Source organism: Agrobacterium vitis (assembly GCF_013426735.1).
In the GTDB taxonomy this organism is placed as follows: Bacteria; Pseudomonadota; Alphaproteobacteria; order Rhizobiales; family Rhizobiaceae; genus Allorhizobium; species Allorhizobium vitis_D.
In genome coordinates this window covers 227,503-244,028 of record NZ_AP023272.1, presented here as the reverse complement: position 1 = coordinate 244,028, position 16,526 = coordinate 227,503, and the positions used below count along the sequence as shown (strand labels likewise).

Annotated in this window: 4 protein-coding genes; 1 reads left to right on the top strand and 3 read right to left on the bottom strand. The window is 56.9% G+C overall.

Going from position 1 to position 16,526, the window contains the following annotated elements:
* Positions 1-25: 25 nt before the first annotated feature.
* The gene (locus H1Y61_RS01140; protein ID WP_180573466.1) at positions 26-9,169 is read right to left on the bottom strand and encodes a calcium-binding protein; all 9,144 of its coding nucleotides are present in this window, start codon (positions 9,167-9,169) and stop codon (positions 26-28) included.
* Between the two features lie 436 nt (positions 9,170-9,605).
* The gene (locus H1Y61_RS01130) at positions 9,606-13,298 is read right to left on the bottom strand and encodes a beta strand repeat-containing protein (RefSeq protein WP_180573464.1); all 3,693 of its coding nucleotides are present in this window, start codon (positions 13,296-13,298) and stop codon (positions 9,606-9,608) included.
* Positions 13,299-13,617: 319 nt separating this feature from the next.
* Between H1Y61_RS01130 and H1Y61_RS01125 the strand changes: the two genes are divergently transcribed.
* Positions 13,618-14,667 carry a glycosyltransferase family 61 protein gene (locus H1Y61_RS01125; RefSeq protein WP_180573463.1) on the top strand — a complete coding sequence of 350 codons (1,050 nt, stop codon included), beginning with the start codon at positions 13,618-13,620 and terminating at the stop codon, positions 14,665-14,667.
* A 13-nt stretch (positions 14,668-14,680) separates the two neighbouring features.
* Here the strand turns inward: H1Y61_RS01125 and H1Y61_RS01120 are convergent, their stop codons facing one another.
* Positions 14,681-16,309 carry an MFS transporter gene (locus tag H1Y61_RS01120; RefSeq protein ID WP_012654628.1) on the bottom strand — a complete coding sequence of 543 codons (1,629 nt, stop codon included), beginning with the start codon at positions 16,307-16,309 and terminating at the stop codon, positions 14,681-14,683.
* Between the last annotated feature and the right edge of the window lie 217 nt (positions 16,310-16,526).

Below are 16,526 nucleotides of genomic sequence, written 5' to 3'. Positions count from 1 at the left end.
AGTGATCTCGACGGCATTTCGCGCTTTACATCAATGTGTCGCTGGATGTCAGGCTGGCATAGCTCAAGCCATGCACTGTCAGCGTATCGCCGTTGCCGAAGTTGAACAGCACGCCGTCCTCAATCTCGCTCGCATAGGCGGCGGCGTCGCTGACCGTGGCAAAGCCCATGCCGGTCAGATCGATTGTGTCCGACGAGGCCTGGAAGTCGAAAACGACATCATTGCCATAGCTGGTGTTGAACACGAACACATCGCTGCCTTCACCACCGTAAAGTCCGTCATTGCCGGTGCCACCATCCAGCACGTCATCACTAGCCCCACCCGATAGCACGTTGGCCCCGGTGTCTCCCGTCAGCGTATCGGCATAGGCCGATCCTTCAACGTTTTCGATGCTGGTGAATACATCGCCTGTGGCGTAACCGCCGGAGACAGTTTTCATGAGAAGATTAATGGTCACGGCTGCGGTGGAATCGCTGTAGCTTGCCGTGTCGCTTCCGTCGCCACCGTCAATGGTATCACCACCGCTGCCGCCACGGATCGTATCGTTTCCAGCATAGCCATAGAGCTTATCGACACCGCCCTGACTGACAATGACATTGTCGGCACCATTGCCATAACCGAGAAAATTGGTCGAGTCGGTGTGGGTGAGGTTTTCGAAATTGGTTTTCAGCGTGTAGCTGGTCAAGGTTGTTTCAACCATATCCGTGCCAGCGCCTGCGTCTTCGACCAAAACCGTCGTTGTGGCAATCTGACTGACGACATAGGTATCATCTCCTTTGCCGCCTGCCAGGGTGATGGAGCTCGATGCGGTGAATGTGTCGTTGAAGCTCGACCCGGTGATGTTTTCGATGCTCTGGAACGTATCGCCCTCGGCATCGTCCCCGGTGAAGACACCGGTGAGGAGATTGATTTGGACGGCTGCTAGAGAACTGGCATAGCTTGCCGTGTCCGTGCCATCGCCACCGATCAGCATATCGGCTCCCTCGCCACCTACTAGGGTGTCAGCATCATTCCCGCCGCTCAACGTGTCGGCACCCTCGCCACCTGTCAGGGTGTCGTTGCCGCTACCGCCGTCGAGAACGTTGTTGCCATCATCCCCCGTCAGCGTGTCGGCATTGCTGGAACCCGTCAGGTTCTCGATACTGGTGAATGTATCGCCAGCCGCTTCGCCGCCGGTGGCAAGATTGGTCTTGAGGTTGACATTGACCGCTGCACTTCCGGCATAGCTCGCCGTGTCGGTGCCCGATCCGCCGTTTAGAACGTCGGCACCCGCCTTGCCGATCAGCGTATCGTTGCCAGCACCGCCGGTGATCGTGTTGTCCTGCCCGTTTCCTTGGCCGGTGAAGTCGCCGGTTCCTGTGTATTCGAGCGTTTCGACATAGTTCGACAGCGTGTAGTTTACCGAGGTCTGGACCGTGTCACTGCCCGCACCTGTGTCTTCGGAGATGGTGACGCTGCTGCTGCCCACGACATAGGTATCATCTCCTTTGCCGCCCGCCAGGGTGATGGAGCTTGATGCGGTGAATGTGTCGTTGAAGCTCGACCCGGTAATCTTTTCGATTGAGGTCAGCGTATCGCCCTCGGCATCGTCCCCGGTGAAGACACCGGTGAGGAGATTGATTTGGACGGCTGCTAGAGAACTGGCATAGCTTGCCGTGTCCGTGCCATCGCCACCGATCAGCATATCGGCACCCTCTCCACCTACCAGGGTGTCAGCATCATTCCCGCCGCTCAACGTGTCGGCACCCTCGCCACCTGTCAGGGTGTCATCGCCGCTACCGCCGTCGAGAACGTTGTTGCCATCATCGCCCGTCAGCGTGTCGGCATTGCTGGAACCCGTCAGGTTCTCGATACTGGTGAATGTATCGCCAGCCGCTTCGCCGCCGGTGGCAAGATTGGTCTTGAGGTTGACATTGACCGCCGCACTTCCGGCATAGCTTGCCGTGTCGGTGCCTTCGCCGCCGTTCAGGCTGTCGGCACCTGCCTTGCCGATCAGTGTATCGTTGCCAGCGCCGCCGGTGATCGTGTTGTCCTGCGCGCTCCCGGTACCGGTAAAGTTGCTGGTTCCTGTGTATTCGAGCGTTTCGACATAGTTCGACAGCGTGTAGTTTACCGAGGTCCAGACCTTGTCATTGTCTCCACCTGTGTCTTCGGAGATGGTGACGCTGCTGCTGCCCACAACATAGGTATCATTCCCTTTGCCGCCCGCCAGGGTGATGGAGCTCGATGCGGTGAATGTGTCGTTGAAGCTCGACCCGGTGATGTTTTCGATGCTCTGGAACGTATCGCCCTCGGCATCGTCCCCGGTGAAGACACCGGTGAGGAGATTGATTTGGACGGCTGCTAGAGAACTGGCATAGCTTGCCGTGTCCGTGCCATCGCCACCGATCAGCATATCGGCACCCTCTCCACCTACCAGGGTGTCAGCATCATTCCCGCCGCTCAACGTGTCGGCACCCTCGCCACCTGTCAGGGTGTCATCGCCGCTACCGCCGTCGAGAACGTTGTTGCCATCATCGCCCGTCAGCGTGTCGGCATTGCTGGAACCCGTCAGGTTCTCGATACTGGTGAATGTATCGCCAGCCGCTTCTCCGCCGGTGGCAAGATTGGTCTTGAGGTTGACATTGACCGCTGCACTTCCGGCATAGCTCGCCGTGTCGGTGCCCGATCCGCCGTTTAGAACGTCGGCACCCGCCTTGCCGATCAGCGTATCGTTGCCAGCACCGCCGGTGATCGTGTTGTTCTGCGCGTTTCCTTGGCCAGTGAAATCGCCGGTTCCTGTGTATTCCAGCGTTTCGACATAGTTCGACAGCGTGTAGTTTACCGAGGTTCGGACCGTGTCATTGTCTCCCCCTGTGTCTTCGGAGATGGTGACGCTGCTGCTGCCCACGATATAGGTATCATCCCCTTTGCCGCCTGCCAGGGTGATGGAGCTCGATGCGGTGAATGTGTCGTTGAAGCTCGACCCGGTGATGTTTTCGATGCTCTGGAACGTATCGCCCTCGGCATCGTCCCCGGTGAAGACACCGGTGACGAGATTGATTTGGACGGCTGCTAGAGAACTGGCGTAGCTTGCCGTGTCCGTGCCATCGCCACCGATCAGCATATCGGCTCCCTCTCCACCTACCAGGGTGTCAGCATCATTCCCGCCGCTCAGCGTGTCGGCTCCTTCGCCACCTGTCAGGGTGTCGTTGCCGCTACCGCCGTTGAGAACGTTGTTGCCATCATCGCCCGTCAGCGTGTCGGCATTGCTGGAACCCGTCAGGTTCTCGATACTGGTGAATGTATCGCCAGCCGCTTCTCCGCCGGTGGCAAGATTGGTCTTGAGGTTGACATTGACCGCCGCACTTTCTGTATAGCTTGCCGTGTCGGTGCCTTCACCGCCGTTCAGGATGTCGGCACCCGCCTTGCCGATCAGTGTATCGTTGCCAGCACCGCCGGTGATCGTGTTATCCTGCCCGTTTCCTTGGCCGGTGAAGTCGCCGGTTCCTGTGTATTCCAACGCTTCGACATAGTTCGACAGCGTGTAGTTTACCGAGGTGTGGACCGTGTCATTGCCCGCACCTGTGTCTTCGGAGATGGTGACGCTGCTGCTGCCCACAACATAGGTATCATTCCCTTTGCCGCCCGCCAGGGTGATGGAGCTCGATGCGGTGAATGTGTCGTTGAAGCTCGACCCGGTGATCTTTTCGATGCTCTGGAACGTATCGCCCTCGGCATCGTCCCCGGTGAAGACACCGGTGAGGAGATTGATTTGGACGGCTGCTATAGAACTGGCGTAGCTTGCCGTGTCCGTGCCATCGCCACCGATCAGCATATCGGCTCCCTCTCCACCTACCAGGGTGTCAGCATCATTCCCGCCGCTCAGCGTGTCGGCTCCTTCGCCACCTGTCAGGGTGTCGTTGCCGCTACCGCCGTTGAGAACGTTGTTGCCATCATCGCCCGTCAGCGTGTCGGCATTGCTGGAACCCGTGAGGTTCTCGATACTGGTGAATGTATCGCCAGCCGCTTCACCGCCGGTGGCAAGATTGGTCTTGAGGTTGACATTAACCGCTGCACTTTCTGTATAGCTTGCCGTGTCGGTGCCTTCGCCGCCGTTCAGGCTGTCGGCACCCGCCTTGCCGATCAGCGTATCGTTGCCAGCGCCGCCGGTGATCGTGTTGTTCTGCCCGTTTCCTTGGCCGGTGAAGTCGCCGGTTCCTGTGTATTCCAACGCTTCGACATAGTTTGACAGCGTGTAGTTTACAGAGGTCTGGACCGTGTCACTGCCCGCACCTGTGTCTTCGGAGATGGTGACGCTGCTGCTGCCCACGATATAGGTATCATCCCCTTTGCCGCCTGCCAGAGTGATGGAGCTTGATGCGGTGAATGTGTCGTTGAAGCTCGACCCGGTAATCTTTTCGATTGAGGTCAGCGTATCGCCCTCGGCATCGCCCCCGGTGGAGACGCCGGTGACGAGATTGATTTGGACGGCTGCTAGAGAACTGGCATAGCTTGCCGTGTCAGTGCCATCGCCACCGATCAGCCTGTCGGCACCCTCACCACCTTCGAAGGTGTCACCGTCATTACCACCGCTCAGCGTGTCTGCTCCCTCGCCCCCTCTCATTATGTCAGCACCGTAACCGCCGTTCAGCGTATCGGCACCCTCGCCCCCTGTCAGGGTGTCATTGCCATCGCCACCACTTAGCGTATCGGCACCCTCGCCACCTACCAAGGTGTCATCGCCGCCGTCGCCGCTCAGCGTATCCGCTCCAGTGCCACCTTCCAAGGTGTCACCGTCATTACCACCGATCAGCGTGTCGGCGCCGTCGCCACCTGTCAGGGTGTCTTTGCCGCTGCCGCCATTGAGAACGTTGTTTCCATCATCCCCCGTCAGCGTGTCGGCGTAGTTGGTGCCCGTCAGGTTCTCGATACTGGTGAATGTATCGCCAGCCGCTTCGCCGCCGGTGGCAAGATTGGTCTTGAGGTTGACATTGACCGCTGCACTTTCTGTATAGCTTGCCGTGTCGGTGCCCGATCCGCCGTTCAGGATGTCGGCACCCGCCTTGCCGATCAGCGTATCGTTGCCAGCACCGCCGGTGATCGTGTTATCCTGCGCGCTTCCGGTACCGGTGAAGTCGCCGGTTCCTGTGTATTCCAGCGTTTCGACATAGTTCGACAGTGTGTAGTTTACCGAGGTTCGGACCGTGTCATTGTCTCCACCTGTGTCTTCGGAGATGGTGACGCTGCTGCTGCCCACGATATAGGTATCATCCCCTTTGCCGCCTGCCAGGGTGATGGAGCTCGATGCGGTGAATGTGTCGTTGAAGCTCGACCCGGTGATGTTTTCGATGCTCTGGAACGTATCGCCCTCGGCATCGTCCCCGGTGAAGACACCGGTGACGAGATTGATTTGGACGGCTGTTAGAGAACTGGCGTAGCTTGCCGTGTCCGTGTCCGTGTCTGGGCCATCGCCACCGATCAGCGTGTCGGCACCTTCACCACCTACCAAAGTGTCATTGCCATCGCCACCGCTCAGCGTATCGGCACCCTCGCCACCTCTCAGGATGTCGCCACCGTAACCGCCGTTCAGCGTATCTGCTCCCTCGTCACCTTCCAAAGTGTCATTGCCCTCGCCACCGATCAGCGTGTCGGCACCCTCGCCACCTACCAAGGTGTCAGCGTCATTACCACCGCTCAGCGTGTCGGCACCTTCGCCACCTGTCAGGGTGTCGTTGCCGCTGCCTCCGCTCAGCGTGTCGGCACCCTCGCCACCTGTCAGGGTGTCATCGCCGCTACCGCCGTTGAGAACGTTGTTGCCATCATCGCCCGTCAGCGTGTCGGCATTGCTGGAACCCGTCAGGTTCTCGATACTGTCGAACGTATCGCCAACTGCATCTCCACCAGATTTCTCTCCGGTCTTGAGGTTGACATTGACTGCTGCGCTTCCCTCATAGCTTGCCGTGTCGGTGCCCGATCCGCCGTTTAGAACGTCGGCACCCGCCTTGCCGATCAGTGTATCGTTGCCAGCACCGCCGGTGATCGTGTTATCCTGCGCGCTCCCGGTACCGGTGAAGTCGCCGGTTCCTGTGTATTCCAGCGTTTCGACATAGTCCGACAGCGTGTAGTTTACAGAGGTCCGGACCGTGTCATTGTCTCCACCTGCGCCTTCTGAGATGGTGACGCTGCTGCTGCCCACAACATAGGTATCATTCCCTTTGCCGCCTGCCAGGGTGATGGTGCTTGATGCGGTGAATGTGTCGTTGAAGTCAGAGCCGATGATCTTTTCGATGGTCTGGAACGTATCGCCCTCGGCATCGCCCCCGGTGGAGACGCCGGTGACGAGATTGATTTGGACGGCTGCTAGAGAACTGGCATAGCTTGCCGTGTCCGTGCCATCGCCACCGATCAGCGTATCGGCACCCTCGCCACCTGTCAGGGTGTCGTTGCCGCTGCCGCCATTGAGAACGTTGTTGCCATCATCCCCCGTCAGCGTGTCGGCGTAGCTGGAGCCCGTGAGGTTCTCGATGCTGGTGAATGTATCACCAACTGCGTCTCCCCCTGATTTCTCGCTGGTCTTAAGGTTGACGTTGACCGCTGCACTTCCCTCATAGCTTGCCGTGTCGGTGCCGTCACCGCCGTTCAGGCTGTCGGCACCCGCCTTGCCGATCAGCGTATCGTTGCCAGCACCGCCGGTGATCGTGTTGTCCTGTGCGCTCCCGGTGCCGGTAAAGTCGCCAGTTCCTTTGTATTCCAGCGTTTCGACATAGTCCGACAGCGAGTAGTTTACAGAGGTCCAGACCTTGTCAACGCTGCCCCCGCCTGTGTCTTCGGAGATGGTGACGCTGCTGCTGCCCACGACATAGGTATCATCTCCTTTGCCGCCCGCCAGGGTGATGGAGCTCGATGCGGTGAATGTGTCGTTGAAGTCTGAGCCGGTGATGTTTTCGATGCTCTGGAACGTATCGCCCTCGGCATCGCCCCCGGTGGAGACGCCGGTGACAAGATTGATTTGGATGGCTGTTAGAGAACTGGCATAGCTTGCCGTGTCAGTGCCCTCGCCACCGATCAGCGTATCGGCACCCTCGCCACCTACCAAGGTGTCAGCGTCATTACCACCGCTCAGCGTGTCGGCACCTTCGCCACCTGTCAGGGTGTCGTTGCCGCTGCCTCCGCTCAGCGTGTCGGCACCCTCGCCACCTGTCAGGGTGTCATCGCCGCTACCGCCGTTGAGAACGTTGTTGCCATCATCGCCCGTCAGCGTGTCGGCATTGCTGGAACCCGTCAGGTTCTCGATACTGTCGAACGTATCGCCAACTGCATCTCCACCAGATTTCTCTCCGGTCTTGAGGTTGACATTGACTGCTGCGCTTCCCTCATAGCTTGCCGTGTCGGTGCCCGATCCGCCGTTTAGAACGTCGGCACCCGCCTTGCCGATCAGTGTATCGTTGCCAGCACCGCCGGTGATCGTGTTATCCTGCGCGCTCCCGGTACCGGTGAAGTCGCCGGTTCCCGTGTATTCCAACGCTTCGACATAGTCCGACAGCGTGTAGTTTACAGAGGTCCGGACCGTGTCATTGTCTCCACCTGTGTCTTCGGAGATGGCGACACCGCGGCCGCCCACAACATAGGTATCATTCCCTTTGCCACCTGCCAGGGTGATAGAGGTTGATGCGGTGAATGTGTCGTTGAAGTCTGAGCCGGTGATCTTTTCGATGGTCTGGAACGTATCGCCCTCGGCATCGCCCCCGGTGGAGACGCCGGTGACAAGATTGATTTGGATGGCTGCTAGAGAACTGGCATAGCTTGCCGTGTCCGTGCCATCGCCACCGATCAGCGTATCGGCACCCTCGCCACCTACCAAGGTGTCATCGCCGCTACCGCCGTTGAGAACGTTGTTGCCATCATCGCCCGTCAACGTGTCGGCGTAGCTGGAGCCCGTGAGGTTTTCGATGCTGGTGAACGTATCCCCAACTGCATCTCCACCCGATTTCGCGCCGGTTTTGAGGTTGACATTGACCGCCGCACTTCCGGCATAGCTTGCCGTGTCGGAACCGTCACCGCCGGCCAAAGTGTCGTTGCCGCCGCCGCCGTTGAGAACGTTGTCGCCATCATCACCCGTCAGCGTGTCGGAATAGCTGGAGCCAGTTAGGTTCTCGATGCTAGTGAACGTATCGCCAACTGCATCTCCACCGGATGTAACACTGGTCTTGAGGTTGATATTGACCGCTGCACTTCCCTTATAGCTTGCCGTGTCGGTGCCCGATCCGCCGTTCAGGCTGTCGGCACCCGCCTTGCCGATCAGCGTATCGTTGCCGGCGCCACCGATGATCGTGTTGTCCTGCGCACTCCCTGTACCGGTAAAGTCGCCGGTTCCTATATATTCCAGGGTTTCGAAATAGGTCGAGAGAGTGTAATCAAAAGTGGTTTGGACCGTGTCACTGCCCCCACCTGCGCCTTCGGAGATGGTGACGTTGCTGCCCACGACATAGGTATCGTCACCTTTTCCACCTGCCAGGATGATGAAATTCGATGCGGTGAATGTGTCGTTGAAGTCCGACCCGGCGATCCATTCGATTGAGGTCAGCGTATCTCCCTCGGCATCGCCCCCGGTGAACACGTCAGTGACGAGATTGATTTGGACGGCTGCTGACGAACTGGCATAGCTTGCCGTGTCCGTGGCCGTGCCATCGCCACCGATCAGCGTATCTGCTCCCCGGCCTCCTACCAAGGTGTCACCGTCATTGCCACCGTAGAGCGTATCGTCGCCCTCACCACCTACCAAGGTGTCACCGTCATTGCCACCGTAGATTGTATCGTCGCCCTCACCACCTGCCAGGGTGTCACTCCCACTACCGCCATTGAGAACGTTGTTGCCATCATCTCCCGTCAGCGTATCGTTATAACCTGACCCTGTCAGGTTCTCGATGCTGTCGAACGTATCGCCAGCGGCATCTCCACCTGATGTGATGCCGGTCTTGAGGTTGACATTGACCGCCGCGCTTCCACCATAGCTTGCCGTGTCGGAACCCGACCCGCCCTTTAGAACGTCAGCTCCTGCCCCGCCATCTAGCGTATCGTTACCATCGCTACCGTTTAATATGTCGTCGCCAGCTAGGCCCGAAATTGTATCTGCCGCTGTTGTTCCGTTTAAAGTATTATTTCCAGAATCGCCCGTTAAAGTCGCCATGTGACATACCCCTGATTGCACCCTGACTTATAAATTGCATATCAAAATATAATCGCATAGAGGGAATATTTTCGTCTAATTTAGCAATATTAAATCATGGATTGTCGCCGTGCATCGCGCAGGCTTGGCGAATCTCGTTTATTGCCAGCCGGGCGTCAAAACCAGGCTTATCGAACTGTTGCAGGCGAGTTGCATCAATGCCTGCTATGCAAGAGTTTGTCAGGCGAACGGGCTGGATTATACGGCAATCATCAATCATGACAGGCCCGGGCAGGACGCGGATGGGACGCTGAAAGAGATCAGATGAGAAACGACATGTGGCAGATCGTCGATCTTGCCCTGCTGGAAAAGTCTTGATTGAATGATCGGCCAATGAAATCAAATTGAAACAGGAGCATGTGGCCGGGACGAAAGCACCCCGGCCACAAGTCGATTTTTACATCAAGGAATCGTTTGACGTCAGGCTTGCATAATTCAAGCCATGCACTGTCAGCGTATCCCCGTTGCCGAAGTTGAACAGCACGCCGTCCTCAATCTCGCTCGCATAAGCGGCAGCATCGGTGGCGGTGGCAAAGCCCATGCCGGTCAGATCGATTGTGTCCGACGAGGCCTGGAAGTCGAAAACGACATCATTGCCATAGCTGGTGTTGAACTCGAACACATCGCTGCCTTCACCACCGTAGAGGGAGTCATTGCCGGTGCTGCCATCCAGCACGTCATCGCCAGCACTGCCGGTCAACACATTGTCGGCGCTGTTGCCGGAGCCGGTGAAGTTGGCCGTGCCGGTATAGGTGAGGTTTTCGAGATTATCGCCCAGCGTATAGCTGGCACTGCTGGTCTTGACGAGATCTGTCCCGGCATCGGCATTTTCCATAATAGTGCTTGCCGAACTGCCGATGTCATAGGTGTCATCGCCAAGGCCGCCCAGCAGGGTCTTGTCGGTGCTTGAGGTGAACGTGTCGCTATAGTCTGACCCGACAACGACCTCAATGCTGCTATACTGGTCGCCCTCGGCGTAACCTCCGTTGCCGACATTCGTCACCAGGTTGACGGACACGCCTGCTGTGGAAAGCGCATAGCTTGCCGTATCCGTCCCCGCGCCACCATTGATTTTCTCTGCGCCGGAGCCCGCCAACACAGTGTCATTGCCGGCACCGACATTATACTCGGCAGCATAGGTGCTACCGGTATAGGTGTCACCGTAAGCGCTGCCGGTGAAGGCCTCGATCCCGGTAAATGTATCGCCCGCCGCGTAACCGGAGCCGGTTCCTGTCGTCAGATCCAGGGCCACCGCCGATGTTGCTGCAGAATAATTGAGCGTGTCGTAATTTCCCGCACCGCCATCGAGGACATCGGCGCCCTCTCCACCGTTCAGGACGTCATTGCCGCCGCCGCCGATCAGAATATCGTCGCCAGCGCCGCCCGTTAACATTTCCGCTACGCTGCTTCCAATCAGCGTGTCATTGAAACTGGAGCCGATGACACGTTCGATGCTGCTGAGTTTATCGCCTTGCGCATCGCCGCCTGTTGCTGTCCCAGTGCTGAGATCCACCGTAACCGCCGCAGACGAGGCTTCATAGGTGATCTTGTCTTGGCCAGCGCCGCCATTGAGGGTGTCAGCACCCGCGCCGCCGATCAATAGGTCATCGCCAGAGCCACCCGATAGCACGTTGGCCCCGGTGTCTCCCGTCAGCGTATCGGCATAGGCCGATCCTTCAACGTTTTCGATGCTGGTGAATACATCGCCTGTGGCGTAACCGCCGGAGACAGTTTTCGTGAGAAGATTAATGGTCACCGCTGCGTTGGAATCGCTGTAGCTTGCCGTATCGCTTCCGTCGCCACCGTCAATGGTATCGCCACCGCTGCCGCCACGGATCGTATCGTTGCCGGCATAGCCATAGAGCTTATCGACGCCGCCCTGACTGACAATGACATTGTCGGCACTATTGCCGTAACCGAGAAAATTGGTCGAGTCGGTGTGGGTGAGATTTTCGAAATTGGTTTTCAGCGTGTAGCTGGTCAAGGTTGTTTCAACCGTGTCCGTGCCAGCGCTGGCCTCTTCGACCAGAACCGTCGTACTGGCACCTTGGCTGACGACATAGGTGTCATTGCCACCGCCACCCGAAAGCGTTCCTGTTGATGCCGACGTGAACCGATCATCATATTGAGACCCGATCACGCCTTCGATGCTGCTCAGTGTGTCATCTGCGGCATCACCGCCCGTATGCGTACCAGTCACGAGATTGATCTGGATGGCTGCAAAGGAAGCGGCGTAGCTTGCCGTGTCGGAGCCATCGCCACCATTCAGCGTGTCGGCTCCTTTGCCGCCTGCCAAGGTGTCATTGCCGCCACTACCGTTGAGAACGTTGTTGCTGTCATTGCCCGTGAGCGTGTCGGCATTGCTGGAGCCTGTCAGGTTCTCGACGCTGGAGAATGTATCGCCAGCCGCTTCGCCGCCGGTCGCCAAGTTGGTTTTGAGATTGACATTAACTGCTGCGCTCCCAGCATAGCTTGCGGTATCTGAGCCCGACCCGCCAATCAGAACGTCGCCACCCGCCTTGCCGATCAGCGTGTCGTTACCGGAGCCGCCGGTGATGGTGTTGTTCAGTGCGTTACCGGTACCGATGAAATCATTGGAGCCTGTGTATACGAGATTCTCTAAATTGTTCGAGAGTGTGTAATCCATTGATGCACGGACAGTATCGCTGCCCTCATCTGCTGCCTCGGAAACGGTGACGCTGGTGCTGTCCACGACATAGGTGTCATCTCCTTTTCCACCTGCGAAGATTATTCTTGAGTTTGCCGTGAATGTGTCGTTGAAGTCAGAGCCGATAATCTTGTCAATGCTGATCAGCGTATCATCTGCTGCATCACCGCCCGTATTCGTGCCGGTGATGAGATTGATTTGGATAGCGGCTAACGAACTGGCGTAGCTTGCCGTGTCAGTGTCAGCGGCACCGTTCAGCGTGTCGGCACCCTCGCCACCTACCAAGGTGTCATCACCATAACCACCTATCAGGGTATCGGCGCCTTTGCCGCCTGTCAGCGTGTCATTGCCTTTGTCACCGTTGAAAACGTTGTTGTTGTCATCACCCGTCAACGTGTCGGCGTTGCTTGACCCCGTCAGGTTCTCGACACTGAAGAATTTATCGCCAGCCGCTTCGCCGCCAGTCGCTACATTGGTCTTGAGGTTGATATTGACCGCCGCACTTCCCGAATAACTCGCCGTGTCGGAACCGTCACCCCCCTTCAGAACGTCGGCACCCGCCTTGCCGATCAGCGTATCGTTACCGGAGCCGCCGATGATCGTGTTGGCCTGTGCGCTACCAGTGCCGGTGAAGTCGCCGGTTCCTGTGTATTCCAGCGTTTCGATGTAATTTGAGAGAGTGTAATCAGTTGAAGAAAGCACAGTATCGTTGCCGGCATCCAGTTCTTCCGTGACGCTGACATCAATATGGCCTACAATATAGGTGTCATTGCCTAATCCACCTGCAAAATTAAAGGAGTTTCTTGACGCGGATTCGAATGTATCATTGTATTCCGATCCACGAACATTGATAATCTGATTCAGAACATCCCCTTCAGCATCGCCACCGGTTCCGTATCCTGTCCATTTACCATCTACGAGCGTAACGCTAATATTAACTGCGGCATCGGAGTTTACGTAAGTGACCGTACCAGTGGTGTTTAAGAAGGTGTCTGCTCCCTTTCCTCCATCAAGAAGATCATTGCCGCTGCCGCCGCCATTGATAACATTGTCCCCATCATCTCCCGTCAGCGTGTCGGCATTGCTCGATCCTGTCAGGTTCTCGATACTGTCGAACTTATCCCCAACCGCGTCTCCACCCGATGTTACACCGGTCTTGAGATTGACGTTGACCGCCGCACTTCCCGAATAACTCGCCGTGTCGGAACCGTCACCCCCCTTCAGAACGTCGGCACCTGCCCCACCGATCAGTGTATCATCACCACTGTCACCATTCAGGGTATCCGCCCCTGCGCCACCATTTAGCGTATCTTTGCCATCGTTACCGTTTAATATGTCGTCGCCAGCCTGACCTGAAATTGTATCTGCCGCTGAAGTGCCGTTTAAAGTGTTGTTTCCAGAATCACCAGTTAAAGTCGCCATATAATATACCCCTGATTGCGTCCCAGGCTATAGTTGGCATATCCGAGTATAATCGTATAGAGGGAATTTTATCGTCTAATTTAGAAAAATACAATCAAAAGATGAAAGCAATGCTTGTAGTATCGTCCGCGCAATAGTTTGGCCAAAAAACGCCAGCGTAAGCACTAAACGGCTTCGCGGCGCAATCATGAAAACCTGGCCGTGCGCCCCTTTATTTCATGGTCTCAAAGCACTATCACTCCCTGTCGATGCAGGAATATGTTCGGTTGACGCCCATACCAATTTTTAGACGTCTTTCGAAATTAATGGGATTTTTGAGATGACCCTGAACATCGCTGCCGCTGAAGTGCGTTCCTGGACACCTGAAATTTATGTTGCCGCCGATGCTGAGCGTGACGACGAGCTGGAGGAATTTCGGCAAGACATTCCGCTTGGTTATACTAGCCCGGAAATCACCTTTCGCAGGCTTGGGGAATCCTTCGTTCTCGGCTGGTGTGGTGCGATAAAATCGAAGAATTTCGGTGATATCGAAGACACGCTGTATGGCGTATATCCAGAGATAGTCGATGAATTGGTTCCTAAAAATGCAAAAATATCGCGCGTAACGGATATATCACCAATTGTCATTGGTAATGGTTGGTACAAAAACTATTATCACTGGACGTTTCAGGCTATCAGCTGTCTGTTGATTTATAAAAAACATCGCGATGATAATAATATTCTATTGGCAATGCCGCGTCTGAATGGGTGGAGGAATGAAGTTCTTTCGCTCACCGGGTTTAATGGGCGAGTGCTCGAGATGGACTATCACGATGTTTTACATGTCGATGACTGCATCACCAGCAATCTAACCGGCGGCGGTTTTGCCCACCTCCCCCATCCAGCCGTTATCGCGGAATTCGAAGCCCTTGCGCAGCGTGTCACAATTGAGCGCCGGTTAAGCCGCAAGCTCTATGTCTCGCGCCTGGATGCTGGCGATGTGCGCCGAGTTGTCAATGAAGAGGCTGTCTGCGCGTTTCTCGAAAGCCGTGGGTTTGAAATCATCACACCTGGTGAGCTTTCCGTGAGGGAACAGGTGGTCGCTTTCCGCGATGCCGAGGTCATTGTCGCCCCGCATGGCGCGGGTTTGGCAAATCTTGTCTATTGCCGACCAGGAGCCAAAACCAGGGTTATTGAGCTGTTCCAGGCGAGTTGCATCAATGCCTGCTATGCCCGAATTTGCCAGGAAAAACGACTGGATTATACGGCAATCATCAATCCCGACATGCCCGGCCAGAATGCAGACGGAACAGCAAAAGAGGTCAAGGTCAGGAACGACATGTGGCAGATCGTTGATCTTGCCCTGCTGGAAAAGGTCCTATCGGCGTAACGACAACAGCCCCTCAATGATGATCGATATGCGGTTTGTGGAATATGTCGTCGGCAGGCGGGATGGTCTGGCGTTCGATCATCCGGTGAACGTGCGGTGGTTTTGAGCCTTTGTGCAGGTCTCCCAGCCGGTCGGTGATTTCGGCATCGGCCTTGGTGCGGCGATGGTTGTGGCGCACGTAATCGACCCAGGTTGGGGTGTGATAGGTTTCCGTCCAAATGTCAGGGTTTTCCAGATCGCGCATCAGCGCCCAGTTCTGGGCGCCGTCTCGCAAGCGGATACGCCTGCGCTCAACCATAACCTCCAGAAATTCCGGCACGTCCTTGTCGTCGATCTCGAAATCGATCTGGATAACGATCGGGCCGCTGCGTGGGCGGATATCCAGCCGCAGGGGCGGTTCGTTGAAACGGTTGAGCGGGTTGAGATCGAGCGTCGCAAAGGCGGGCATCGGCAAGGCGAGACCAATGCCGACACCGAGAGCCATCAGCCCGGCCGCCATCACCAGGGCATGGCCTGCGCTGCCGGACTCGGCCAGCAGGCCCCAGATCCAGGCACCGCCCGCCATACCGCCGAAGGTGGCGGTCTGGTAGAGCGACAATGCCCGGCCCACCACCCAGCGTGGGGTTGAAAGCTGCACCACCGTGTTGAACAGCGACAGGGACAGTACCCAACAAGCTCCGGCCAGCACCAGGGCAGGGGCCGTCAGCCAGAAATGATGGCTGATACCGGTCAGAACGGAGGCCAGTGCAAAACCGGCGAAGGAACAGCTGACGATCTGTTCGCTGCTCAGCTTTTCACGAATACGGGCATTGGAAATCGCGCCTGCAATGGCACCAATCCCGAAAGCCCCGAGCAACCCGCCATAGGCCAGTGGACCGCCGCCCAGATTATCCTTCACCACCAGCGGCAATAGCGACAGAATCGCGGTTGCGCAAAAGCCGAAGAAAAAGCCGCGAAACAGCACTTTCATTAGGTTGGGCGACATGGCCATGTAGCGCAGGCCAGCGGCGATGGCGTGGCCAAGATTTTCGCGGGGCAGGGTGTTTTTCGGATAGACCGGCTTCCAGCGAAACAAGGCATAGATCATCGCCAGATAGCTGACAGCATTGATGGCAAAGGCTGTGGCAGCGCCTGCTACAGCAACGATCAGGCCGCCAATGGCGGGGCCGACGCTGCGGGTGATGTTGAAGCCCATGCTGTTGAGCGAGACGGCGGAGGGCAGGTCTTCGCGCCCGACGATATCGCCGACCGAGGCTTGCCAGGCCGGGCTGTTCAAGGCCGTTCCGCAGCCGATCAGAAAGGTGAAGGCCAGAAGCGACCACGGGGTCAAGAGGCCAAACCACGTAAAGAGCGACAGAAGCGCCGAGACGGTCAACAGAAAGACCTGCGCAAACAGCATCACCCGGCGGCGATCAAACCCATCGGCAAGCGCGCCAGCCACCAGCGAAAACAGCATGATCGGCGCGGTATTGGAGGCCTGGACCAACGCCACCATGCTTTCCGAAGAGGAGATCGATGTCATCATCCAGGCGGCGCCGACATCTTGGATAAGGCCGCCGAAGTTGGAGGTGATGCTGGCCAGCCAGATCGTCAGAAAGATCTGGTTCTTGAAGGGCGCCAATGATGATTTTCTGTCCGGCACGGTTTTCCGCTCGATCGGTTGCAGGCTGGGATGGCGATGAAGGGCAGCCGACCGAGAGGCGACTCGCTTGTTGCACAACCTAGTCTCTTGAAACCAAGAAAACAGTCCTTATTTGGGCAAAATCAGCTCACGTCTGCGTTTAAAGGCGATTGGATCGTCTTTTCTGAAATGCTTGCATTGTTGGCACTAAGGGCGTATACGGCGTTCAAATTCTTGA

What these genes read in the sequence shown, in the direction of transcription:
- H1Y61_RS01130 (WP_180573464.1), bottom strand. Translation starts at nt 13,298, where the DNA reads ATGGCGACTTTAACTGGTGATTCTGGAAACAACACTTTAAACGGCACT.
- H1Y61_RS01125 (WP_180573463.1), top strand. Translation starts at nt 13,618, where the DNA reads ATGACCCTGAACATCGCTGCCGCTGAAGTGCGTTCCTGGACACCTGAA.
- H1Y61_RS01140 (WP_180573466.1), bottom strand. Translation starts at nt 9,169, where the DNA reads ATGGCGACTTTAACGGGCGATTCTGGAAATAATACTTTAAACGGAACA.